The 23,922-nt window shown below is 58.0% G+C and carries 24 protein-coding genes; 10 read left to right on the forward strand and 14 right to left on the reverse strand.

The window, feature by feature from the left end; genetic code table 11:
- From ID864_RS04840 to ID864_RS04850, 3 genes are read right to left on the reverse strand one after another with little or no spacing between them, the layout of a single operon-like run.
- Positions 1-1,200: a thiolase family protein gene (locus ID864_RS04840; RefSeq protein ID WP_191149503.1), complete on the reverse strand. Its 1,200-nt coding sequence runs from the start codon at positions 1,198-1,200 to the stop codon at positions 1-3.
- Positions 1,163-2,668 (reverse strand): class I adenylate-forming enzyme family protein, encoded by a 1,506-nt coding sequence (locus ID864_RS04845; RefSeq protein ID WP_191149504.1) that lies wholly within the window; start codon positions 2,666-2,668, stop codon positions 1,163-1,165. Before ID864_RS04845 ends, ID864_RS04840 begins: the two co-directional genes overlap by 38 nt.
- Positions 2,669-2,673: 5 nt before the next feature.
- Positions 2,674-3,105, reverse strand: a complete 432-nt coding sequence (locus tag ID864_RS04850; protein WP_396018874.1) for an acyl-CoA thioesterase — start codon at positions 3,103-3,105, stop codon at positions 2,674-2,676.
- A 46-nt stretch (positions 3,106-3,151) separates the two neighbouring features.
- Between ID864_RS04850 and ID864_RS04855 the strand changes: the two genes are divergently transcribed.
- The gene (locus tag ID864_RS04855) at positions 3,152-4,138 is read left to right on the forward strand and encodes a zinc-dependent alcohol dehydrogenase family protein (protein WP_191149506.1); all 987 of its coding nucleotides are present in this window, start codon (positions 3,152-3,154) and stop codon (positions 4,136-4,138) included.
- Between the two features lie 54 nt (positions 4,139-4,192).
- Here ID864_RS04855 and ID864_RS04860 read toward each other — a convergent pair whose 3' ends face one another.
- The 8 genes from ID864_RS04860 to pdhR form a co-directional block, all read right to left on the reverse strand.
- Positions 4,193-4,732 carry a biotin transporter BioY gene (locus ID864_RS04860; RefSeq protein ID WP_191149507.1) on the reverse strand — a complete coding sequence of 180 codons (540 nt, stop codon included), beginning with the start codon at positions 4,730-4,732 and terminating at the stop codon, positions 4,193-4,195.
- On the reverse strand, positions 4,732-5,373 hold the full coding sequence (locus ID864_RS04865) for an energy-coupling factor transporter transmembrane component T family protein (protein ID WP_191149508.1): 642 nt from the start codon (positions 5,371-5,373) through the stop codon (positions 4,732-4,734). The genes ID864_RS04860 and ID864_RS04865 overlap by 1 nt, the downstream gene beginning before the upstream one ends.
- Entirely contained in the window at positions 5,370-6,044 is a 675-nt protein-coding gene (locus ID864_RS04870; RefSeq protein ID WP_099754489.1) for an energy-coupling factor ABC transporter ATP-binding protein, read from the reverse strand. Before ID864_RS04870 ends, ID864_RS04865 begins: the two co-directional genes overlap by 4 nt.
- Before the next feature lie 13 nt (positions 6,045-6,057).
- Entirely contained in the window at positions 6,058-6,762 is a 705-nt protein-coding gene (locus ID864_RS04875; protein ID WP_048914929.1) for an SDR family NAD(P)-dependent oxidoreductase, read from the reverse strand.
- A gap of 129 nt (positions 6,763-6,891) precedes the next feature.
- Positions 6,892-8,319, reverse strand: coding sequence for a dihydrolipoyl dehydrogenase (gene lpdA / locus ID864_RS04880; RefSeq protein ID WP_048914928.1), 1,428 nt, complete (start codon positions 8,317-8,319; stop codon positions 6,892-6,894).
- A gap of 176 nt (positions 8,320-8,495) precedes the next feature.
- Positions 8,496-10,100 (reverse strand): pyruvate dehydrogenase complex dihydrolipoyllysine-residue acetyltransferase, encoded by a 1,605-nt coding sequence (aceF, locus tag ID864_RS04885; RefSeq protein ID WP_191149509.1) that lies wholly within the window; start codon positions 10,098-10,100, stop codon positions 8,496-8,498.
- Between the two features lie 14 nt (positions 10,101-10,114).
- On the reverse strand, positions 10,115-12,778 hold the full coding sequence (gene aceE, locus ID864_RS04890) for a pyruvate dehydrogenase (acetyl-transferring), homodimeric type (protein ID WP_048914926.1): 2,664 nt from the start codon (positions 12,776-12,778) through the stop codon (positions 10,115-10,117).
- Positions 12,779-12,917: 139 nt separating this feature from the next.
- Positions 12,918-13,682, reverse strand: coding sequence for a pyruvate dehydrogenase complex transcriptional repressor PdhR (gene pdhR, locus ID864_RS04895; protein WP_048914925.1), 765 nt, complete (start codon positions 13,680-13,682; stop codon positions 12,918-12,920).
- Positions 13,683-14,197: 515 nt separating this feature from the next.
- On the opposite strand from pdhR, the gene aroP reads away from it, so the two are divergent.
- From aroP to ID864_RS04910, 3 genes are all read left to right on the forward strand, one after another.
- Entirely contained in the window at positions 14,198-15,553 is a 1,356-nt protein-coding gene (gene aroP, locus ID864_RS04900) for an aromatic amino acid transporter AroP (protein ID WP_048914924.1), read from the forward strand.
- Between the two features lie 170 nt (positions 15,554-15,723).
- The gene (locus ID864_RS04905) at positions 15,724-17,151 is read left to right on the forward strand and encodes a glycoside-pentoside-hexuronide (GPH):cation symporter (protein ID WP_048914923.1); all 1,428 of its coding nucleotides are present in this window, start codon (positions 15,724-15,726) and stop codon (positions 17,149-17,151) included.
- A complete protein-coding gene (locus ID864_RS04910; RefSeq protein WP_048914922.1) occupies positions 17,135-18,109 on the forward strand; it encodes a glycoside hydrolase family 43 protein in 975 nt (324 codons plus the stop codon). The genes ID864_RS04905 and ID864_RS04910 overlap by 17 nt, the downstream gene beginning before the upstream one ends.
- Here ID864_RS04910 and ampE read toward each other — a convergent pair.
- Together ampE and ampD are read right to left on the reverse strand one after the other, a co-directional pair.
- Complete coding sequence (gene ampE, locus ID864_RS04915) at positions 18,080-18,934, reverse strand: beta-lactamase regulator AmpE (RefSeq protein ID WP_048914921.1); 855 nt, start codon at positions 18,932-18,934, stop codon at positions 18,080-18,082. The two genes, ID864_RS04910 and ampE, sit on opposite strands and share 30 nt — an antisense overlap.
- Positions 18,931-19,506, reverse strand: a complete 576-nt coding sequence (gene ampD, locus ID864_RS04920; RefSeq protein WP_048914920.1) for a 1,6-anhydro-N-acetylmuramyl-L-alanine amidase AmpD — start codon at positions 19,504-19,506, stop codon at positions 18,931-18,933. The genes ampE and ampD overlap by 4 nt, the downstream gene beginning before the upstream one ends.
- A 184-nt stretch (positions 19,507-19,690) precedes the next feature.
- Between ampD and ID864_RS04925 the strand changes: the two genes are divergently transcribed.
- The 3 genes from ID864_RS04925 to ID864_RS04935 all read left to right on the forward strand — a co-directional run bounded on the left by ID864_RS04925 (position 19,691) and on the right by ID864_RS04935 (position 21,564).
- Positions 19,691-20,248 carry a fasciclin domain-containing protein gene (locus ID864_RS04925; RefSeq protein ID WP_048914919.1) on the forward strand — a complete coding sequence of 186 codons (558 nt, stop codon included), beginning with the start codon at positions 19,691-19,693 and terminating at the stop codon, positions 20,246-20,248.
- Positions 20,249-20,365: 117 nt separating this feature from the next.
- A complete protein-coding gene (locus tag ID864_RS04930; RefSeq protein ID WP_191149510.1) occupies positions 20,366-20,908 on the forward strand; it encodes a sigma-70 family RNA polymerase sigma factor in 543 nt (180 codons plus the stop codon).
- Positions 20,905-21,564, forward strand: coding sequence for an anti-sigma factor (locus tag ID864_RS04935; RefSeq protein ID WP_191149511.1), 660 nt, complete (start codon positions 20,905-20,907; stop codon positions 21,562-21,564). The genes ID864_RS04930 and ID864_RS04935 overlap by 4 nt, the downstream gene beginning before the upstream one ends.
- Here ID864_RS04935 and ID864_RS04940 read toward each other — a convergent pair.
- Complete coding sequence (locus ID864_RS04940; RefSeq protein ID WP_053110399.1) at positions 21,551-21,862, reverse strand: LysR family transcriptional regulator; 312 nt, start codon at positions 21,860-21,862, stop codon at positions 21,551-21,553. The genes ID864_RS04935 and ID864_RS04940 overlap by 14 nt on opposite strands.
- Positions 21,863-21,954: 92 nt before the next feature.
- On the opposite strand from ID864_RS04940, the gene nadC reads away from it, so the two are divergent.
- The 3 genes from nadC (at position 21,955) to ID864_RS04955 (ending at position 23,844) form a co-directional block, all read left to right on the forward strand.
- Complete coding sequence (nadC, locus tag ID864_RS04945; protein ID WP_048914916.1) at positions 21,955-22,845, forward strand: carboxylating nicotinate-nucleotide diphosphorylase; 891 nt, start codon at positions 21,955-21,957, stop codon at positions 22,843-22,845.
- Positions 22,846-23,173: 328 nt separating this feature from the next.
- On the forward strand, positions 23,174-23,434 hold the full coding sequence (locus tag ID864_RS04950) for a type II toxin-antitoxin system RelE family toxin (protein WP_048914915.1): 261 nt from the start codon (positions 23,174-23,176) through the stop codon (positions 23,432-23,434).
- 44 nt (positions 23,435-23,478) lie between these two features.
- Entirely contained in the window at positions 23,479-23,844 is a 366-nt protein-coding gene (locus ID864_RS04955; RefSeq protein WP_048914914.1) for a helix-turn-helix domain-containing protein, read from the forward strand.
- The last annotated feature ends 78 nt before the right edge of the window (positions 23,845-23,922 follow it).

Raw genomic sequence — 23,922 nt, forward strand, 5'->3', positions numbered from 1 at the left:
TTACAGCTGCACCGCCTGAAACAGCGCGCTTAGCCCTAATCCACCGGCGATGCCGAGCATCGCCAGCCCGTAGCCACTCCCCTGCTGTTTGCCGACCAGCTGGTTGAACAGGCGCGTCACCATAATGGCACCGGAAGCGCCGTAAGGGTGGCCGAGGGCGATCGCCCCGCCCTGCAAATTAATGCGCTGCTCATCAATGCCCAGCGCGTCCACCGAACCCAGTACCTGCGCGGCGAAGGCCTCGTTAAACTCAATCACGGGTATAGCATCCAGCGTCAGCTGCGGCTGGCGCGCCAGTAGCTTTTGCGTGGCGGGCACCGGGCCGAGGCCCAGCAGGTTCGGGTCAACGCCCGCACTACAGGCATCGGCAAACAGCAGCCCCTCGCTAAAACCGCACTCGCGCGCTTTGCGGCGGCTCATCACCAGCAGCAGCGAAGCGCCGTCATTTAGCGGGCAGCAGTTGCCTGCGGTCACCGTGCCGTTGGCGGCGAAAACCGGGGAAAGTGCCGCCAGCCGCTCAAGGGAGGTGCCGGGGCGCGGGCACTCATCGCTGGCTATCTGCTGGCCGTTCACGCTGAGCGCCACGATTTCGGCGGCAAATGCGCCCTGCTGCTGTGCGGCGACGGCGCGCTGATGGCTGCGCAGGGCAAACTGGTCCTGACGCTGGCGGCCGATGCCGCAGTGCTGCGCGACATTTTCGGCGGCGATGCCCATCTCCGGGTCTCCCACCTCCTCCGGCGAGAAGCGCGCACGGCCATAAAAGCGCGGCATCTGCTTCAGAGAGCCGGGTTTCTCCACCCGCCACGGCGCGGTGCTGACGCTCTCAACGCCACCGGCCAGGTAGCATTCGCCGGCCTGCGCCTGCACCAGACGGCAGGCGTTGATCACCGCCTCCAGCCCCGAGCCGCACTGGCGGTCAACCGTTACCGCCGGAACCGCCAGCGGAAGCCCTGCCGCCAGCGCCGCCAGGCGGGCAATGTTGCCACCGCCGCCGGTAGCATTGCCGATAATCACCTCGTCGATGGCGCTGAAATTTTCCGGCAGCGTCGCCAGAAGATGGGTAAACAGCGGTGCCAGCAGCGCTTCCATTGGCAGGCTGGCCAGTGCGCCATAAGCTCTGCCTATCGGCGTGCGGCACGCGGCGACAATCACCGGTTGGCTGTCACTCTGCGGCTGATAGTTCAGTAAGCTCTGCGGCATGGCCTGCAATCCTCTTTTCCAGCTCGTTACGTTTTATCTTGCCGCTTGGCGTCAGCGGCCAGCGGGTAATGCGGTAATAGTGGCGCGGGCGCTTATATTTTGCCAGAAGCTCCCGGCACTTGCCTGCCAGCTGGCGGCAGGCGTCGTCATCGGCTTCAACAACCGCTACCAGCTTTTTGCCGAGGTAGTCATCATCAACGGCGATCACCACCGCCTCAATCATTCCCGGCAGCGATTTAATCACCGACTCGATTTCGGAGAGGTAGATATTATTACCGCCGCTGAGGATCATATTTCCCCGGCGGCCAATCACCGTTAAGCGCTGACGCGGGTCGAGATAACCAATATCGGCCACCGTCGCCATATGACCCTGCTTTACAAAGGCAGTGCCGTCATCGCCCCATAAATACCCTTCGATCAGCTGCTCGCTGCTGAGCCAGATGGTGCCGGGCTGGCCGGCGGGCAGTAATTTACCGTCGTCATCACGGATGGTGATTTCGGTGCCGGGAAAAGCAGACCCGACGTTGGCCAGCGAGTCGCAGATGTTGTCGTCATCCAGCGTCGAGACCGCAATAAATCCCAGCTCGGAAGCGCCGTAATACTCCTGCATGCGCGCCGCCGGAAACAGCGCGCGCGCCTGGCGATAGTGGTTCAGCTCCAGCTTGGCCCCGGCGCTCAGCAGGCTGCGCAGGTCGGGGAATTCTGCCCCGGCGCTGACGCGGGCGAACCCGGCGATCATCGTCGGCACCAGCACGATGCGCGCAATTTTTTCCGCAGCGATCAGGGCCAGCGCCGCCGCAGGCTGCCACTGTCCAAGGCTATAAAAGGTGCCCCCGGCATACAGCGTCTCATTCAGGCAGTAGAGGCCAATGCCGTGCGACAGCGGGCCGGGAAAAAGGGTTGACGGCGCTGCGGCCAGCTGGAAAATCGCCTCGCCGTTTTCAAAGCTGCAGCGCCACGAGCGGCGCGAGCGGATAAAGGCTTTTGGCAGGCTGGTGGTGCCGGAGGTGAAGTTGATCAGAAACGGCGTTGGCGCCTGCATCTGGGCACAAAACTCCCCCTCCTCCAGCGCTTGGTCGGCGGGCTGCCAGCTGTCCACCGCCAGCCAGCGGATCGCAAGCTGCTCCGCCACGGCGATCAGCTGATGGTCCTGCTGTTTCAGCAGCAGCAGGCCGGGCGCCAGGCGGCTCAGCATATCGCGCAGCTGCTCAAGCGGGGCCTGCGGGTCGATAATCGCGGCGGTGTAGGGATGCGCGGTGGCGGCAAGCCAGGCGACGGGAAAAGCAAGGTGGTTACCGGTGGCAATCGCCACAGTGCCGGATGCATTCGGCTGCTGGCGCAGATGCTGATACAGTGCGAGGCCGCGCTGCCACAGCTGCTGCCAGCTCAGCGTCTGGCCATCGATGCTGACGGCGGTTTTATTCGGGGTGTTGTTCGCGTGCCGCTTAACCCTGTCGTGGACCGGCATCTGCCTCAGGCCTCGCTGACGGGGAAATAGCGGGTTAACGCCTGGCGCGTTTCATCGGGAATGCGGCAGGGTTTATGGTCGGTGAGGTCGACACAGACCCAGACTAATTTGCCGAGCGCGGCGGGAATGTTTTTTCCCTGTAGCATCAGCTGGATGCTAAACGTCAGGCTGCTGTTGCCGAGCTTCTCAATCGTCACCTGCGGGGCCACCACATCATCCACCGACAGCGGATGCAGAAAAGTGGCTTCGCATTTTTTAACGTGATACACCACGCCCGCACTGTCGGGGCGAAACAGCGGCAGAATATCCGCACGGCGAAAAGCATTCACTACCGCGTCTTCGCAGTAGTCCAGATAGACGGAATTATGCACGTGGCCGTTGAAATCAATGTCGCGCATTGATACGCGAAATGTTTCGCTATTATACTGATCCTGCATAAAAATCATTAACCTGTAAACCGGACAACACTGAAGAAAATATACCATGAAAGAGACTTTATTCACCAGAGCGGTGGTCCGGGAGTTCGGCAACATCAGCGACGTTGTGCAGCTGGAGCAGTGCGCATTAGCTCCGTTAGCGGCGGGTCACGTGCGGGTCAGAATGCGCTACGCCACGATTAATCCCTCCGATATTATTACCATTTCCGGCGCATACCGTTCACGCATCGCCCTGCCGTTCGTGCCGGGTTTTGAAGGCACCGGCACAGTCAGTGAGAGCCATGACGACACGCTGGCCGTCGGTCAGCGCGTGCTGCCGGTCGGCAGTATGGGCGCGTGGCAGACCTGGAAAGAGAGCGAGCCGCAGTGGTGCTTCACCCTGCCCGACTACGTCACTGACCAGCAGGCGGCGACCAGCTACGTCAACCCGATGACCGCGCTGCTGATGCTGACAGAGGAGCTGCAGTTTACCCCGGGGATGCGCATCATCATTAACGCCGCCAACTCCGCGATTGGCAAAATGCTGATCCGCATCGCCAACCATATGGGGCTGGAGCCGATTGTTATCGTGCGGCGGGCGCAGAACCTCGGCCTGTTCGCGGGTTATGCTACCGGGCAGGTGATTAACAGCAGCGCGGCGGATTATGCGCAGAAGCTGGCGGCGATTGCGCGCAGCGGCGGCGCGGCGGCGATCCTCGACTGCATTGGCGGTGACGAATCGCTGACGCTGGCGCAGGCGCTGGCACCCGGCGGGCAGTTTATCCATTACGGCCTGCTCTCCGGCCAGCCCATTCCGCCTGCGTTCTGGCGCAGTCGCCCGGACATTCGCTTTTCCAATTTCCATCTGCGCCTGTGGGTGCATAACCATGAGAAAGCGCTGGTGCAGCGCCGGATCAACGAGGTGATGGCGCTTATCCGCGACGGGGTGATCGCCACCGAAATTGTGGCGGAGTTCGCGCTGGAAGAGATTGATCAAGCGGTAAAAGCGGTGCAGTCGGGGGAGTTGCAGGGCAAGATTTTATTGCGCATGTAGCGTCAGAAACGGGCCGACCGAACAAGAGGGTCGGCCCCTATGCAGGTGTCGGGCTTATTCCAGGGTCGGATAGGCCCGGCGCACGGCGCGCACAATCAGCACCGCCAGCACCACTTTAACGATATCCCCCGGCAGGAAGCCGAGAGAACCCAGCGCCGCCTGCTTAAGCGGCAGCCCCGCCACCAGCGCAATCCACGGAATACCCGCCGAGTAGATCAGCACCACGCCGCCCAGCGTCAGGAACAGCAGCTCTTTCACCAGCGTTAGCGATCGCAGATTACGCTGATACAGCCAGCCTGTCAGCAGTGCCGCCAGCGGCCACGAGAGGATAAATCCGCCGCTGGTGCCGAGGAAAACGCCAAGGCCACCGCGCCCACCGGCCAGCAGCGGCAGGCCAATTGCCACCAGCAGTACAAACAGCGCCAGCGCCAGCGCGCCGCGTTTGGCTCCGGCAATCGCTCCGGCCAGCATCGGGCCTAGCGTCTGGGCGGTGATCGGTACCGCAATCACCGGCAGGCTGAAGGCCGGGAACAGGCCCAGCGCGGCGGTGATCGCAGCAAACAGCGCGATATACACAATATCTCGGGTCGACATTACTCTCTCACTTTTTCAGCATCGCTGCGCTCACGGCGCAGCTGGGGGTCCCAGGCGCGGGCTTCCAGCGCGGCGGCAATATCATCGGCCATCTTCAGGGTACGCACAATCACCGGGATCGCCACCGCCAGCACGCTGCGATCCAGCCCGCGCGCCTTTTGCGCTTCGCGCACTTCGGCGGTGATCCCCGCCAGCACCGGAATAAAACGCAGCGCCAGCGACAGCGCCAGGCTGACTTTGGCCGGGTTGATGCGCAGGAAGCGCAGCCAGGACAGGCCTTTCTCCAGCGCGTCGATCATCTCTGAAGTGCGGGTGGTGAGCGTCACCAGCGCCGCCATCAGCATCAGCGCCGCCAGGCGGGCAATCACCAGCACCCCGGACTGCCAGCTGACCATCCACCACTGCACGGCAAACAGCAGCACCAGCACCCACAGCAGCGGCTTCAGCTGCAGCAGCATAATACGCAGGCTGATGCGTGCCAGCGGATAGAGCAGCATCACCACCAGCAGCGCGCCAAGCGTCGCATCCAGGCGCGGGAAGACAAACAGCAGCGTGCCGAGGATCGCCAGCGTGAGGATCTTGATGCCCGGCGGCAAACGGTGCAGCGGGGAATGACCCGGAATATAGTCGCTCAGCGTCATGACATCAACCTGACGTACTCTTTCAGCGCCACGGCGGGCACATCGTCAATCACCACTTTGCCGTGGTCGAACACCAGCACGCGCTCGAAATCCTGCAAAAACTCCAGATCGTGCGAGACCACAATAGCGGTCTGCTCGAGGTCGGCAATCGCCTGGGCAATCCGGCGCTTGTTGCGCAGATCCAGCAGCGTCGTCGGCTCATCAAACACGATGTACTCCGGCGCCATCACCAGCACGCCGGAGATCGCCAGCAGCTGTTTCTGACCGCCGCTCAGCAGGTGCGCCGGATGCTGGCGAAACGCCTGCATATCGTAGCGCGCCAGTGCGGCATCGCTGCGCTCGCGGATCACGGCTTTCGACAGGCCAAGATTTTTCATCCCGAAGGCGAGATCTTCCTCCACCACCGGAAAAACAATCTGATTATCCGGGTTCTGGAAAACAAAGCCGACTTTGCGCCGCACCGCTTTACCGTGCTGACGGGTGTTGAGGCCGTCGACCAGCACCTCGCCCTGCTTCGGCAGCAGCAGGCCATTCAGCAGGCGGACAAAGGTGCTTTTACCGCAGCCGTTGCTGCCGACGATGCCGATGCGTTTTTCCGTCAGCTGCAGATTGATATTGTCGAGTACCGTGCGCTCACCGTAAGCGTGCGATACCCCTTTCAGTTCCAGCATGAAGTCTCCTGGCTCAGGCGGGTTTGCGCGGGCGATACTGGCGGCCAATGGTCAGCTGCTCGACCACGGCGGCAGGCGACAGCGACATAACGAAATCGACGGCGCGGCAGATATCTTCGCTGCTCAGCATCTCGTCCGGCGTCAGTCCTGAACCCTGCGCCATATCGGTATCCACCACGTCCGGGCACAGAGTAGTGACTTTAATCCCCTGTGCGCCCAGCTCGCGGGCAATCGAGCGGCTGTAGCCGACCAGTGCATGTTTGCTGGCGGCATAGCTGGCGACGCTGCCGTAAGGCTGCACGCCGCTGACCGAAGCCAGATTAAAGATGCGCGCGTCCGGCGCACGCAGCAGCCACGGCGTACAGAGCTGGCACAGGTGATGAATGGCGGTGACATTGGTGGCCAGCATCGCGCTGAAGTCATCGACCGGGGTGCAGGTCGACCCGGCGCGGAAGATCCCGGCGGCGTTGATCAGGACATCAAGCTGCTGATGCTGGCTGAGTGCCTGCTGCACCTGCTGTGCAACGGCAGGATAGTCACAGACGTCGAGCGCCAGCGTCTGTAAGCGTGCGGGATCGCGCGTGGCGGCAAAGCTTGCCAGCGCCTGCGCATCACGCGCCAGTAGAATCAGATGATAGCCCTGCTCATAGAAATGGCGGGCAAGATGGTGACCGATACCGCGGGAGGCACCGGTAATCAGTGCGACTTTGTTTAACACAACACGCCTTTTAGCTGGGCAGAAATTGCCTGCAAAGATACGCGAATTTTCGTCGCCCTGCGCGGATTTTTAGCGGGGTACAGTAAGCAAAACGGCTCCCGCAGGAGCCGTTTCTAACGCGTCAGCGAATTATTTCTTTTTCGCTTTCGGGTTTGGCAGGTCGGTGATGCTGCCTTCGAAGATTTCCGCCGCCAGACCAACCGATTCGTGCAGGGTTGGGTGAGCGTGGATGGTCAGCGCCAGATCTTCAGCGTCACAACCCATCTCGATAGCCAGACCGATTTCACCCAGCAGCTCGCCGCCGTTGGTGCCGACAATCGCACCACCGATCACGCGGTGAGTCTCTTTGTCGAAGATCAGTTTGGTCATGCCGTCTGCACAGTCGGAAGCGATAGCGCGGCCTGAAGCTGCCCACGGGAAGGTGGCGGTTTCATAGCTGATGCCTTTCTCTTTCGCTTCTTTCTCGGTCAGACCGACCCAGGCAACTTCTGGCTCAGTGTAAGCAATCGATGGGATCACTTTCGGGTCGAAGTAGTGTTTCTTACCAGAAATCACTTCTGCCGCCACGTGGCCTTCATGCACGCCTTTGTGTGCCAGCATTGGCTGACCGACGATGTCGCCGATAGCAAAGATGTGCGGCACGTTGGTACGCATCTGCTTGTCGACGCGGATGAAACCACGGTCGTCCACTTCCACGCCCGCTTTGCCAGCATCCAGACCTTTACCGTTCGGTACGCGGCCAATCGCCACCAGCACCGCGTCGTAACGCTGTGGTTCTGCAGGGGCTTTTTTGCCTTCCATGGTCACGTAGATGCCGTCTTCTTTCGCTTCTACCGCGGTGACTTTGGTTTCCAGCATCAGGTTGAACTGCTTACCGATACGCTTAGTGAAGACTTTTACCACGTCTTTGTCGGCAGCCGGGATCACCTGATCAAACATTTCTACCACGTCAATCTGTGAGCCGAGCGCGTGATACACGGTGCCCATCTCCAGACCGATGATACCGCCGCCCATGACCAGCAAACGCTCTGGCACTTCTTTCAGCTCCAGCGCATCGGTAGAGTCCCAAACGCGTGGGTCTTCGTGCGGAATGAATGGCAGCTGAATGGGACGGGAACCCGCCGCGATAATTGCGTTGTCGAAAGTGATCGTGGTGGTTTCACCCTTCTCATTTTCTACAACCAGAGTATTTGCACCGGTAAATTTACCCAGGCCGTTGACCACGTTCACTTTACGGCCTTTTGCCATGCCGGCCAGGCCACCGGTCAGCTGACCGATCACTTTCTCTTTCCAGCTGCGGATTTTATCAACATCGGTCTGCGGCTTGCCGAAGACGATACCGTGAGCTTCCAGCGCTTTGGCTTCTTCAATCACCTTCGCCACGTGCAGCAGGGCTTTAGAAGGGATACAGCCGACATTCAGACAGACACCACCCAGGGTGCTGTAACGCTCAACGATCACGGTCTCCAGACCTAAATCCGCTGCACGGAAGGCTGCAGAGTAGCCTGCAGGACCTGCCCCAAGTACCACGACCTGAGTTTTAATTTCTGTACTCATCATGACCTCTTAATTGATTGTCCGGCGGGTCAGGGCTTTGAATTTGAACGTCCTTCTTCCACCGGGACGCGTTCACCGCAAGAGTTTACAGAATTGTTAATAAACTGCAAACCGCGGTGCCACGAATCACTACAACATCTTACGACAAGGCCGGCTTTCGCCGGCCTTGTTAAGGGTTACATCACCAGACGGCGAATGTCGGCCAGTGCATTGTTGATGATGGTGATGAAACGCGCACCGTCAGCACCGTCGATGACGCGGTGGTCGAAGGAGAGCGACATCGGCATCATCAGACGCGGCGTGAACTCTTTACCGTTCCAGACCGGCTCCATCGCCGACTTGGAAACGCCCAGGATAGCCACTTCCGGCGCGTTAACGATTGGCGCGAAGTGAGTTGTCCCGATACCGCCCAGGCTCGAGATGGTGAAGCAACCGCCCTGCATTTCGCCCGCGGTCAGCTTGCCATCACGCGCTTTTTTGGAGATAGCCATCAGTTCACGCGAAAGCTCGGTAATGCCTTTCTTGTTCACGTCTTTGAACACCGGAACCACCAGACCGTTTGGCGTATCAACCGCCACACCGATGTTGATGTATTTTTTCAGCGTCAGTTTCTGACCATCTTCAGACAGCGAGCTGTTGAAGCGAGGCATCTGCTCAAGCGCAGCCGCGACTGCTTTCATGATGAACACCACCGGGGTGAACTTCACGTCCAGCTTACGCTTCTCGGCTTCGGCGTTCTGCTGCTTGCGGAACGCTTCCAGTTCGGTGATGTCGGTTTTATCGAAGTGAGTCACGTGTGGGATCATCACCCAGTTGCGGCTCAGGTTAGCACCAGAAATTTTCTGGATGCGGCCCAGCTCGACTTCTTCGATTTCGCCGAACTTGCTGAAGTCCACTTTCGGCCATGGCAGCATGCCAGGCAGACCGCCGCCAGCGGCAGCAGGAGCTTCTGCGCGTTTCACCGCGTCTTTCACGTAGCTCTGCACGTCTTCTTTCAGAATACGGCCTTTACGTCCGGTGCCTTTGACTTTCGCCAGGTTTACACCGAATTCGCGTGCCAGACGGCGGATCACCGGGGTGGCATGCACGTAGGCATCGTTTTCTGCGAAATCAGACTTCGCTTCCGCTTTAGCAGGAGCCGCAGCCGGGGCCGCTTTCTCTTCCTGCTTAGGCGCAGCTGGGGCATCTTCTGTTTTGGCAGCCGGCGCGGCGGCGGCTGGAGCAGCGCCTTCCACTTCGAACACCATCACCAGAGAGCCGGTGCTGACTTTGTCGCCGGTGGCAATTTTGATCTCTTTCACGGTACCCGCGAACGGCGCCGGAACTTCCATTGAGGCTTTGTCGCCTTCAACGGTGAGGATCGACTGCTCAGCTTCAACCTTGTCGCCAACTTTAACCATGATCTCGGTGACTTCAACTTCGTCGCCGCCGATGTCCGGTACGTTAACGTCTTTTGCACCGCTGGCCGCAGCAGGAGCCGCAGCAGGCGCAGCCGCCGGGGCCGCTTCTTCTTTCTTCTCTTCGGCCGGAGCCGGTGCCGCAGCACCGCCTTCCGCTTCGAAGATCATGATCAGTTTGCCAGTCTCAACTTTGTCGCCGGTAGAGATCTTGATCTCTTTTACCACGCCAGCCTGCGGAGACGGGACTTCCATAGAGGCTTTATCGCCTTCTACGACAATCAGCGACTGCTCAACTTCAACCTTGTCGCCAACCTTGACCAGGATCTCAGTGACTTCAACTTCGTCCGCGCCGATATCCGGTACATTAATTTCGATAGCCATTACTCTCTTACCTCTTATGCCAGACGCGGGTTAACTTTATCTGCATCGATCTCGAACTTGGCGATGGCATCTGCAACCACTTTCTTGTCGATTTCGCCACGTTTAGCCAGTTCACCCAGGGCCGCTACGACCACGTAAGACGCGTCCACTTCGAAGTGGTGACGCAGGTTCTCACGGCTGTCTGAACGACCAAAGCCGTCCGTACCCAGCACGCGGTAATCGCTGGCAGGCACATAGCTGCGCACCTGCTCGGCGAACAGTTTCATGTAGTCAGTTGAAGCCACGGCGGGTGCATCGTTCATCACCTGAGCGATGTACGGTACGCGTGCTTCTTCTGTTGGGTGCAGCATGTTCCAGCGCTCACAGTCCTGACCGTCACGGGCCAGTTCGGTGAAGGAGGTCACGCTGTAGACGTCAGAACCCACACCGTAGTCTTTCGCCAGGATCTCTGCCGCTTCACGCACGTGACGCAGGATAGAGCCTGAACCCAGCAGCTGAACTTTACCTTTGCTACCCGCGATGGTGTCGAGTTTGTAGATACCTTTACGGATACCCTCTTCGGCACCGGCCGGCATGGCTGGCATATGGTAGTTTTCGTTCAGCGTGGTGATGTAGTAGTAAACGTTTTCCTGCGCGTCACCGTACATGCGTACCAGACCGTCATGCATGATGACCGCAACTTCATAGGCGTACGCTGGATCGTAAGAGATACAGTTCGGGATAGTCAGCGACTGAATGTGGCTGTGACCATCTTCGTGCTGCAGACCTTCGCCGTTCAGCGTGGTGCGACCGGAAGTGCCGCCCACCAGGAAGCCACGCGCCTGCTGGTCACCTGCTGCCCAGCACAGGTCGCCGATACGCTGGAAACCGAACATCGAGTAGTAGATGTAGAACGGGATCATTGGCAGGTTGTTGGTGCTGTAAGACGTTGCCGCCGCCAGCCACGATGCGCCTGCACCCAGTTCGTTAATGCCTTCCTGCAGGATCTGACCTTTCTCGTCTTCTTTATAGTAAGCAACCTGCTCACGGTCCTGCGGGGTGTACTGCTGGCCGTTCGGGCTGTAGATACCGATCTGACGGAACAGACCTTCCATACCGAAGGTACGCGCTTCATCGGCGATGATTGGCACCAGGCGATCTTTGATCGACGGGTTCTTCAGCATCACGTTCAGGGCACGCACGAAGGCGATAGTGGTGGAGATCTCTTTGTTCTGCTCATCCAGCAGCTGACGGAAATCTTCCAGCGCAGGCATTTCCAGCTTCTCGCTGAATTTTGCTTCGCGGGTTGGCAGGTAGCCACCCAGCTTCTGACGCTGGCCGTGCAGGTAAGTGTGCTCTTCCGAGCCTTCAGCGAAGGTCACGTAAGGCAGGTTTTCGATCTCTTCATCGCTGACTGGCACGTTGAAGCGGTCGCGGATGTAACGCACGCCTTCGTGGTTCATCTTCTTAACCTGGTGCGCGATGTTTTTGCCTTCCGCAGTCTCACCCATACCGTAACCTTTAACGGTATGAGCCAGGATCACCACAGGTTTGCCTTTGGTATCCTGCGCTTTTTTCAGCGCGGCATAGACTTTCTTCGGATCGTGGCCGCCACGGTTCAGTGACCAGATCTCGTCGTCGGTCATATCTTTCACCAGCTCTGCGGTTTCCGGATATTTACCGAAGAAGTGCTCACGCACGTAAGCGCCGTTTTTCGATTTGAAGGTCTGGTAGTCACCGTCAACGGTTTCGTTCATCAGCTGGACCAGCTTACCGCTGGTATCTTTACGCAGCAGCGCATCCCAACGATCGCCCCAGATCACTTTGATCACTTCCCAGCCGGCGCCACCGAAGATGCCGTCCAGTTCGTTAATGATCTTGCCGTTACCGGTGACCGGGCCATCCAGGCGCTGCAGGTTACAGTTGATGATGAAGACCAGGTTATCCAGTTTTTCACGGGTGGCGATGGTGATCGCACCTTTGGATTCCGGCTCATCCATCTCACCGTCACCGAGGAAGGCGTAAACGGTCTGCTGAGAGGTATCTTTCAGGCCGCGGTGCTCCAGATATTTCAGGAACTTCGCCTGGTAGATCGCACCCAGTGGACCCAGGCCCATGGAAACGGTCGGGAACTGCCAGAAGTCAGGCATCAGTTTCGGGTGCGGGTAAGAGGAGAGGCCTTTACCGTGCACTTCCTGACGGAAGTTGTTCATCTGCTCTTCGGTCAGGCGACCTTCAAGGAACGCACGTGCGTACACGCCTGGAGAGATGTGGCCCTGGAAGTAAACCAGATCGCCGCCGTCTTTTTCGGTACGCGCGCGGAAGAAGTGGTTAAAGCACACTTCATACACGGTTGCGGAAGACTGGAAGGAGGACATATGGCCACCCAGTTCCAGATCTTTCTTGGAAGCACGCAGCACGGTCATGATAGCGTTCCAGCGAATCGCGGAACGGATACGGCGCTCTAAAGAGGTGTTGCCCGGGTATTCCGGCTCATCTTCAACAGCAATAGAGTTGACGTAGTTATTGGCTCCAGCACCGGCTGCCACTTTAACGCCGCCTTTACGTGCTTCGCTCAGGACCTGGTCGATAAGGTACTGTGCGCGCTCAACACCTTCTTCACGGATGACCGATTCGATCGCTTCTAGCCAGTCGCGAGTTTCGATCGGATCCACGTCATTGTTTAAACGTTCTGACATGGGGGGTATTCCTTATCTGTGTCTAATTACGTTGAATTGTCTGGAGCCTGTCTCTCTGTCCTCTGATTCATTGCAAAACACAGAGAGACAGGCCCGTCGTTTATACCTTTATCGGTATCTGCCGCGTTATTTTTACGCGTTAGTCCTTACGTTGCTGTAAACGTCGCAAGGAGCGCTCTCTACGACTTTGCTCCCGACTCCTGTCCAGCAATATTTCCTCGATAAACGCCAGATGGCGGTGTGAAGCTTCGCGCGCCTGTTCCGGCTCGCGTGCCACAATCGCCTCAAAAATACTGGCGCGGTGTTCACTCACCTGCGCCAGTATTTCACGGCGCAAGTAAAGCATTTCGAAGTTCTGTCTGACGTTCTGTTGCAGCATCGGCCCCATGCTGCGCAATAGATGTAAAAGCACGACATTATGGGCGGCTTCTGTGACAGCAATCTGATATTGCATCACCGCATTGGCTTCAGCGTCCAGGTCGCCGCTCTGCTGGGCGGTCTGGATCTGCACGTGGCAGTCGCGGATGCGCACCAGGTCTTCGTCAGTGCCGCGCAGTGCGGCGTAATAGGCGGCAATCCCTTCCAGCGCGTGACGCGTTTCCAGCAGGTCGAACTGGGATTCAGGATGGCCGGCAAGTAATTCAACGAGCGGGTCGCTCAGGCTTTTCCACAGGCTGTTCTGGACGAAGGTGCCCCCGCCCTGACGGCGCAGCAGCAACCCTTTGGCTTCCAGACGCTGGATAGCTTCACGCAGGGAGGGACGGGAGACATCAAACTGCACGGCCAGCTCACGCTCGGGCAGCAGTTTCTCTCCGGGACGCAGTGTCCCTTCCATAATCAGGGACTCGAGCTGTTGCTCGATGGCATCAGAGAGCTTTGGTTGGCGGATCTTACTGTATGCCATTATCCCTTCTTCTACGATTTGCCAAAGTAAATTGGTAATACCAATTTCCAAAAGGAGCCCGTAAAGTAACAAAGTATTCACCTGATGTCCATATGGCAACCGACTGAAAGCAGACCGTCGTCTCGTTCCTCATCAGGCAACAGGCCCCCGTATTCCCCACCTGAAGCAGCGCGGCAAATGTTAAATTTGGTCACTTTTTCGAAAGGCGGCAGCGGCTTAGTGGATAAGATCTGAAGGCACTATAAGAGAATGTTATTCGTCATTCGCTCCGGTTTATGCCAAATAATGGAATGTGAAAAGTGAGAGCGAACGTTGATTTTTTGGGCATTCTTTCGCACGGAAAGCAAAAGCGAGTGCAATAGGGGGCACTTAACACTATTCTCTTCGCCAGGATAGGTTTTGCCCTATTTTCGCTTACACCACAGCGTAAAGATTTTAATACATTACAAATATTCTACCCCAAATAATTCGGGCTTTAGCGTGAAGTACGCAGGGTAAATAAGAACGAGGTTTCTATGGAACAACAGCAGGGCGAAACGCTGAAGCGCGGGTTAAAAAACCGTCACATTCAGCTGATTGCATTAGGCGGCGCCGTCGGCACCGGCCTGTTTCTGGGTAGTGCATCGGTTATTCAATCTGCGGGTCCGGGGGTTATTCTCGGCTACGCTATCGCGGGTTTTATCGCCTTCCTGATTATGCGCCAGTTAGGCGAAATGGTAGTGGAAGAACCTGTTGCAGGTAGCTTCAGCCACTTCGCTTATAAATACTGGGGTAATTTCGCCGGTTTCGCCTCTGGCTGGAACTACTGGGTGCTGTATGTGCTGGTGGCGATGGCGGAACTGACCGCCGTCGGCAAATACATCCAGTTCTGGTATCCGGATATCCCGACGTGGATGTCGGCTGCAGTGTTCTTTATCCTTATCAACGCCATCAACCTGACGAACGTCAAAGTGTTCGGTGAGATGGAGTTCTGGTTCGCGATTGTCAAAGTGGTGGCCGTTGTCGCCATGATCCTGTTCGGCGCATGGCTGCTGTTCAGCGACACCGCCGGTCCGCAGGCCACGGTACGCAACCTGTGGCAACAGGGTGGCTTCCTGCCGCACGGTTTCACCGGGCTGATTATGATGATGGCGATTATCATGTTCTCCTTCGGCGGTCTGGAACTGGTTGGCATTACGGCAGCAGAAGCTGATAACCCGGAAACCAGCATTCCAAAAGCCACCAATCAGGTGATCTACCGCATTTTGATCTTCTATATCGGCTCGCTGGCGGTGCTGCTTTCTCTGCTGCCCTGGACCCGCGTCACCGCTGACACCAGCCCGTTTGTACTGATCTTCCACGAGCTGGGCGATGCGCTGGTAGCCAATGCGCTCAATGTGGTGATCCTCACCGCTGCCCTGTCGGTGTACAACAGCTGCGTTTACTGTAACAGCCGCATGCTGTTCGGCCTGGCGCAGCAGGGCAATGCCCCGAAAGCGCTGCTGAAAGTCGACAGCCGTGGCGTGCCGGTGATCTCAATCCTGTTCTCTGCGCTAGCCACCGGCCTGTGCGTGCTGCTCAACTATCTGATGCCGGGCGAGGCCTTTGGCCTGCTGATGGCGCTGGTGGTTTCTGCACTGGTGATTAACTGGGCGATGATCAGCCTGGCGCACATGAAGTTTCGCCGTAAGAAAGACCAGCAGGGGGTGAAAACCCGCTTCCCGGCGCTGCTTTACCCGCTGGGCAACTGGATCTGCCTGCTGTTCCTTGCCGGTATTCTGGTGCTGATGGCCATGACTCCGGGTATGGCGATCTCGGTGTGGCTGATCCCGGTCTGGGTGGCTATCCTCGGCGTCGGCTACTGGGTGAAGAACCGCGCACAGCGCGCGTAAACATTACCCGCGCTTTTGATTCGGCCAGCACCCGCTGGCCGAATTGTTATCTGCCTCACACTTTCCCCCTCCCAGGCGTTTTGTCCATCTCTGCGACGTTTTACGCCTGCGCACGCCGTGCGTTAAGCGTGAATACTCTCGAGCACTAACGACAAGCGGGAGAATTATCCATGAAGGGCACAGCACTCTCTGTCAGAGAGAAGATTGGCTACGGAATGGGCGATGCCGGGTGCAATATGATCGGCGGCGCCATTATGCTTTTTCTTAACTATTTCTACACCGATGTCTTTGGCCTGGCTCCGGCGCTGGTGGGCATTTTACTGCTGTCGGTCAGGGTGCTGGATGCGGTTACCGACCCGATTATGGGCGCGATTGCCGACCGTACTCAGAGCCGCTGGGGGCGCTTTCGCCCGTGGCTGCTGTGGATCTCCCTGCCCTATGTCCTGTTTAGCGTGCTGATGTTCACCACCCCGGACTGGAGCTACCAGAGCAAAGTCATCTGGGCGTTTGTCACCTATTTCCTGATGTCGCTCACCTATACCGCCATCAATATTCCCTACTGCTCGCTCGGTGGGGTGATCACCAATGACCCGGGGGAACGCGTCTCCTGCCAGTCTTACCGCTTTGTCATGGTGGGGATTGCCACCCTGATCCTGTCACTGACGCTGCTGCCGCTGGCGGAGTGGTTCGGCGGCGCAGATAAAGCGCGCGGCTACCAGATGGCGATGGGCGTGATGGCCCTGGTGGCGCTGCTGATGTTCCTGTTCTGCTTCGCCACGGTGCGCGAACGTATCCGACCGGCGGTGCCGAGCAATGACGATCTGAAAGCCGACCTGCGCGACGTGTGGAAAAACGATCAGTGGGTGCGCATCCTGCTGCTGACGCTGTGCAACGTCTGCCCTGGCTTTATCCGCATGGCGGCCACCATGTATTACGTCACCTGGGTGATGCAGCAGTCGACCCACTTCGCCACGCTGTTTATCAGCCTTGGCGTAGTGGGCATGATGCTCGGCAGTACGCTGGCGAAAGTGCTGACCGACCGCTGGTGCAAACTGAAGGTGTTTTTCTGGACCAACATCGCGCTGGCGATCTTCTCCAGCGGCTTTTACTTCCTTAACCCGCAGGCCACCGTACTGGTGCTGGTGATGTACTTCCTGCTGAATATTCTGCATCAGATCCCATCACCGCTGCACTGGTCGCTGATGGCAGACGTGGATGACTACGGCGAGTGGAAAACCGGCAAGCGCATTACCGGGATTAGCTTCTCCGGCAACCTGTTCTTCCTCAAAGTCGGGCTGGCGGTTGCCGGAGCGATGGTCGGTTTCCTGCTGTCATGGTACGGCTACGACGCGGGTGCTAAGCAGCAAAGCCCGGCGGCGCTGAACGGTATTGTGCTGCTGTTCACCGTGATCCCCGGCGTGGGCTATCTGATCACTGCGGGCGTAGTGCGCCTGCTGAAGGTAGACCGCACGCTGATGCAGCAGATCCAGCGGGAGCTGGAACAGCGCCGGGTCAATTACCAGGAACTCAATGACTATCACCACAGCAAACCGCTGAAAACCAAACTTAAAGGAGCCGCCGATGAGCCACTGGCCTAATCCATTAATTGAACAACGCGCCGACCCGTTCATCCTGCGCCATCAGGACAGCTACTGGTTTATTGCCTCCGTACCCGAGTATGATCGGCTGGAGATCCGCCGTGCTGAGACGCTGGCCCAACTGGCAGATGCCCCGGCGACCGTCGTGTGGCGTAAACCCGATCGCGGCCCGCTGAGCGCACTGATCTGGGCGCCGGAGCTGCACCATATTGACGGGCAGTGGGTGATCTATTTTGCCGCCGCGCCGTCAAAGGTGATTAAAAACGGCCTGTTCCAGCACCGCATGTTTGCCCTTACCTGCGATGATGCCGATCCCCAGCGTGGAAGCTGGCAGGAGCGCGGCCAGGTCGTTACTCCCATCGACAGCTTCGCGCTGGATGCCACCCACTTCATACACCAGGGCAAACACTGGTATTTGTGGGCGCAGAAAGATCCGGCGATCCCCGGCAACTCCAACCTCTATCTCAGTGAGCTGGCGACCCCGTGGCAGCTCAGCGGCCCGACGGTGATGATCAGCCGCCCGCAGTATGAGTGGGAGTGCGCGGGGTTCAGCGTCAATGAGGGGCCCGCGGCTATTCGCCATGGCCAGCGGCTGTTTGTCAGCTACTCTGCCAGCGCTACCGATGAGAACTACTGCATGGGGCTGCTGTGGATTGACGCGGATGCCGATCCGCTGGAAGCGGCTAACTGGCAAAAATCCGCCGCACCGGTGTTCACCACCAGCTGGGAGAACCGTCAGTATGGCCCGGGGCATAACAGCTTTACGCAGGGGGAAAATGGCGAGGATGTGCTGGTTTATCACGCGCGCAATTACACGGAAATTGAGGGGGACCCGCTGTATGACCCCAACCGCCATACGCGCATCAAGACCTTCAGCTGGGGCGCCGATGGCATGCCGCAGTTTGGCACACCACCGGCCGACACGATGTTACACCAGCGTGCCGTAAATAGTCAGTAACGCAACCACTACCACCAGCACCAGCGACACCTTTTTCGCCAGTGCCACCGCCACGCGCGGGGTCTCTACCTTATCAAGGTGCGGATCGCGCGCCAGCGAATACTGCGCCAGGCGGGTCAGCACCTGATACTGCGGCGTATGACGGTCGCCCAGGGAGGCGAACCACGCGGGCAGCGCGCGCTCACCGTGACCCAGCAGCGCATAGGCCACGCCCACCAGCCGAACCGGGATCCAGTCAACCCAGTGCAGAATGGCATCCACGCCCGACTGCGCACGCGCCAGCGCATCCTGCCTGCGCGCCAGCCAACTCTGCCAGGCGCGCAGGAAAGCGTAACCCACCAGCAGCACCGGCCCCCACGGGCCACCCACCACAAACCAGAACAGCGGCGCAAGATAGAAGCGGTAGTTGATCCACAGCAGCGCATTTTGCAGCTCGCAGAGGAATTCGCGTTCGTTACATTCGACCGGCACGCCGTGGATCAGCGTCAGCTCCTCCACCATCGCATTATGCGCGTCGGCATCGTTATGGCTGGCCGCCTGCAAATAGGCGTGATAGTGCAGGCGCACCGACCCCGCCCCGATGCACAGCAGCCCGACTAAAATCCAGAACAGCAGCTTCGGTACGCCAAAAAATAGCCCGTTCAGCGCCAGCAGGCACAGGGCAACCACCGCCATTGCCAGCAGCATCATCAGCAGCGTGCGCATTAGCGAAAAACGCTGACGACCGCGGAACAGCGGCATCAGGTGGTGGTCAAGCTGCCAGTGCTCCCCCATTTTAAACAAGCGTTCCCATCCGAGAACCAGCAACAGGCTAAATAACGTCATGCCTTACTCCCATTAACAGTAGTCTGGGTGAGGTGCGCCAGCCCGGCGCGAAAACGTGGCCAGTCGAAGGACGGGCCAGGGTCGGTCTTACGCTGCGGGGCAATATCACTGTGCCCGGTAATATTTTGCGCAATCAGGGGATAGTGCTGCACCAGCAGTTCGGTAATGGCCTGCAGCGCAGCGTACTGGGCATCGGTGTAGGGCAGCGTATCGGTCCCCTCCAGCTCAATGCCGATAGAGAAATCGTTGCAGGCTTCCCGCCCCTGATAAAGAGAGATGCCCGCGTGCCAGGCGCGCAGATGAAACGGAACATACTGCACAATTTCTCCGTCACGACGGATCAGGCAGTGGGCTGACACCCGCAGATGGTGGATATCAGCAAAATAGGGATGGGCTTCAGGATCGAGCTGGCCGGTAAACAGCGCGTCAATCCACGGGCCACCAAACTCGCCCGGGGGCAGACTGATATTGTGGACCACCAGCAGCGAAGGCGTTTCATCATCCGGCCGCGGGTTAAAATGGGGGGACGGCACGCGCCGGACGCCAGCTATCCAACCCTCTTGCAACTGCATACCCTGCTCTCCTGTGTTCAATTCACCTCAGATTAACATGATTTTTTTTCGCTTTTTCAAACTTCTCTGCCCGCTGTTTAGCGCCGAAGAAAAATATTTTTCTGATTCTGCATCCAATTTATCGCCTCAACCGTAGATAGCAGTGTGAGGCAAAAACGCCTTCTCTTACCCTGAGGAATTCATCATGAAAACATTCATCCGCTCTGCTCTGTGTGCATCACTGCTGTTTAGCGCCGCGTCAATGGCTGAGATGGCGCAGAATACCGTGATGGTAGGCGGGGCCGCTATGTACCCTTCCCATAATATCGTTGAGAATGCCCTTAATTCTAAAGATCACACCACGCTGGTGGCTGCGGTTAAAGCGGCTGGACTGGCAGACACGCTACAGGGCCCGGGCCCGTTCACCGTCTTTGCCCCGACCAATGCGGCCTTTGCCAAACTGCCTGCCGGCACCGTTGATAATCTGCTAAAACCGGAAAATAAAGCCATGCTCACCAGCGTGCTGACCTACCATGTGGTTGCCGGGAAATATGATATGCAGGCGCTGATGAAAAAAATCAAACAGGGCCACGGCAGCACAGAGCTGAAGACCGTAAACGGCGCACCGCTGTGGCTGATGATGAACGGCCCGCACAATATTCAGCTGAAAGATGATAAAGGCAATGTCGCCAATATCAGTACCTATGATGTGCAGCAGAAAAATGGCGTGATTGACGTGATTGATACCGTCCTGATGCCATAAAGATTTACCCGGTAACACCAGGGAAAATATTAAAAATACCCGCAGAGGTTAAAAATAAGGGTATACACTTGGTGCAGCAGGATTTTTAACCCCTCTGCACCTTTTTCAGGATGGTTCATGACGGACGACGTGATTGATAGCCAGGTTGTGCTGATGCAGGCAATAGCCGCAGGGGACAAGCGCGCTTTCGAAGCGCTGTACCGCCATTATTCCCCTTACCTTTTCGCCATTGCACTGCGCATGCTGCACCGGCGTGGCTGGGCTGAAGAGGTGTTGCACGACAGCTTTCTCACCGTCTGGCAGCGTGCCGCCAGCTTCGATCCGGCGTTCAGCGCCCCCAAAACCTGGTTAACGAACATCGTGCGCAACCGCGCAATCGATTATTTACGCCTGCAGGATAACCGCGTTATCGAACTGGAAGAGGAAGCGTTGTCAGACGCTGACGACCCCACTCAGGATTCGCCGTTCCGCTCGGAATCGCGCAGGCTGGCTGACTGTATGGACCAGCTGCAGCCGGAACAGCGGCAAAGCATCCGTCTGGCTTATTATCAGGGGCTGTCGCACCGTGAAATAGCGCAGCACCTACAGCAACCGGACGGCACGGTAAAAAGCTGGATCCGCCGGGCATTAGCGCAATTGAAAGAGTGTGTGGGCCTATGAACAGCAGACGCGATTACGACTCAGCCCTGGCCGCAGAATATGCCCTTGGCACGCTGCGCGGCGCGGCGCGCCAGCGTTTCGCCCGCCGCCTGCTGCAGGAGCCTGAACTGGCGGCCGAAGTCGGCCGCTGGCAGCACGCACTGGCGGAGCTGGACCACAACGTTAAGCCGGTTACGCCTCCGCAAGCGGTTTGGCAACGGCTGGCACACAGCCTGCCAGCGGACAAAACGCCAGCCCGCAGCGTGCGCTGGCCGTGGCTGGGCTGGGCGCTGGCGGCCTCTTTTGCCGGTGCGCTAATCTACACGCAGCTTACGCCCCCGCCTGCTCCACAGGCCGTGGCTGTTCTCAACGGCAGCGCACAGCAGGGGTCGTGGGTGGTCAGCCTTAATGCGGCCAAAGACCGGCTGACGGTGCAGGCTATCAACGCTGCAGCCATTCAGCCAGACCGCAGCCTGCAACTCTGGCTGATCCCGCCGGGTGAAAAACCGCAGTCGCTGGGGCTGATTGCCTCCTCCGCCAGCCAGCAGGTGAGCATCAGGCCCGTTCAGCTTGCCAGCCTGCCAACGCTGGCGATCAGCCTGGAGCCTCGCGGTGGCTCCCCCACCGGGCAACCCACCGGACCAGTCCTGTTTAGCGGCAAGGTCATTCGGCTTTAACCACCCGTTCAGGGTAGGCGCAGTGTAAGGTGCTGACAGCTTCATCGTTCAACGCCAGCAGCCGTCGGCCATAGGCAATCATCACCTCCCCGCCTGCGGTTAATGTCAGCTGTTCGCCGGACGCCTGTAACAGCGGCAGCCCGCACTGCCGCTCCAGCCTCTTTAGCTGAGCATTGACCGCAGAGGCCGATTGCTGCAGCTGGCCTGCTGTTTGCACAAAACTGCCCAACTCCACTGCCCGCACGAAGGTTCGCACGGCTTCCAGGTCGAAGGTGATCGGTTTCAACGGCGCCATCATGACACGCCTTTCGTGCGCTGAGGTGGCTGGCAAGGCCGGATTAAACACGCTAGCATGTCAGCCTCTGTTACCCGACCTTTCGGAGTTTGATCATGACATCTCGCCGTTACGATCCCGACAGCCGCCGTGCTGAACTGATGGACCGTATTGAGGACGATATTCCCCCTGCCGTCGCGCAGGCGCTGCGTGAAGATCTGGGTGGCGAAGTGGACCCCTGCCGGGACATCACCGCCAGCCTGCTCTCTGACGATACGGCCTCGCACGCTGTTGTCATTACCCGTGAACCCGGTATTTTTTGCGGTAAACGTTGGGTGGAGGAAGTGTTTATCCAGCTGGGTGACAAAGTACAGCTTACCTGGCATGTGGATGACGGCGATAAGATCGCTGCCGACCAGACGCTGTTCGAAGCTATCGGTCCGGCGAAGCTTATTCTTACCGCAGAGCGCACCGCGCTGAATTTTGTGCAGACGTTGTCCGGCGTAGCGACTGAAGTCAGCCGCTATGTGGCTATTCTGGAAGGTACCCGCACCCAGCTGCTGGATACGCGTAAAACCCTGCCCGGGTTGCGTACCGCGCTGAAGTACGCCGTGCTGTGCGGCGGTGGCGCCAACCATCGTCTCGGCCTGTCGGATGCCTTTTTGATCAAAGAGAACCACATTATTGCCTGCGGTTCGATCACCAAAGCGGTGGAGAAAGCCTTCTGGATGCACCCTGATGTGCCGGTAGAGGTCGAAGTCGAAACCATGGAAGAGCTTGAGCAAGCGCTGCAGGCTGGCGCAGATATCGTGATGCTCGATAACTTTACCGTCGAGCAGATGCGCGATGCCGTCAAGCTGAGTGACAACCGCGCCCTGCTGGAAGTCTCCGGGAATGTCACCGACGAGACCCTGCGAACCTTTGCCGAAACCGGCGTGGACTATATCTCCGTTGGTGCATTGACCAAACATGTGCGTGCCCTCGATTTGTCGATGCGCTTTCGCTAAGCGCTAGTCATCCCTGCTCTTCACCTGTTTGTACCTCAGGCCAGCTACATGTGCTGGCCTTTTTTCTGCCCAGGTTTTGTTTTTGCGAGCCGCCTTCCGCCACATTAATCCGCTGATGTAACAGACAAAAATTGTTTACGGCCCCGCTCTGAAAAATCATGGCTACCGCTGGCAACAGAGGGAGGGTTAATGAGATTAACAGCGGAATGTGTTACACAGCACCAGCCCATACAGGGATTAGATAATTAGTAAAGTCATTGTATAAGCCAAATTTTAGACCTATTATCTAATCAACCTCGTGTGGCTATGCCAGGGAAATGGGGGAGCAATGGTTGAAGTTATGTGGACAAGGCGGGCGTTAAAGCAGCTCAGCAAAATTGACAGCCGCTATCGCAGAGCCATCGCAGAAAAGAGTCGACAGCTGGTCGCTTTTCCGGTGGTGCCGCTGGACGTGAAAAAAATAGAGGGAAATGACACTCTTTTCCGGCTGCGAGTAGGGAACTACAGAGTCATTTTTCAACTGATTAACGGCGAGCCTGTGGTTGTGGTTATTCAGGAAGTAAAGCGTCGGGCAACCCACACTTACTAACGCAACCAGATACGGAACATGGCTCTCAGACTGGAGGATACCCAGTGCCAAAACAGGTTATTTATGATGAAAACGGCACGGCGCAGTTTGTAGTACTGCCTGTGGCCGAGTATGAAAAGCTGCTGTCCAATGCCAGCAGTGAATGGGCCAGCCTGCCCTATGAGGCTGACGAACATGATAATGAAACCGTTCCGCAGGAAATTGTCGGGATCATGGTCGGGCAGGAGGTCAGCCTGCAGGCAGCCTGGCGCATTCATCGCGGCCTGTCGCAATATGACGTGGCGGAAAAGCTGGGTACCACCCAGTCCGCCGTTTCGCAGTGGGAGCGCGTTGACAGTAAACCGCATAAGAAAACCCGTGAGAAACTTGCCAGACTTTACCAATGCCGCCCCGAACAACTTATCCTCTGACGATTCAGGCCACTTCATACAGTGGCCTTTTTTCTGCCCAGGTTTTGTTTTTGCGAGCCGCCTTCCGCCACATTAATC

Source organism: Erwinia aphidicola (assembly GCF_014773485.1).
Classification (GTDB): domain Bacteria; phylum Pseudomonadota; class Gammaproteobacteria; order Enterobacterales; family Enterobacteriaceae; genus Erwinia; species Erwinia aphidicola.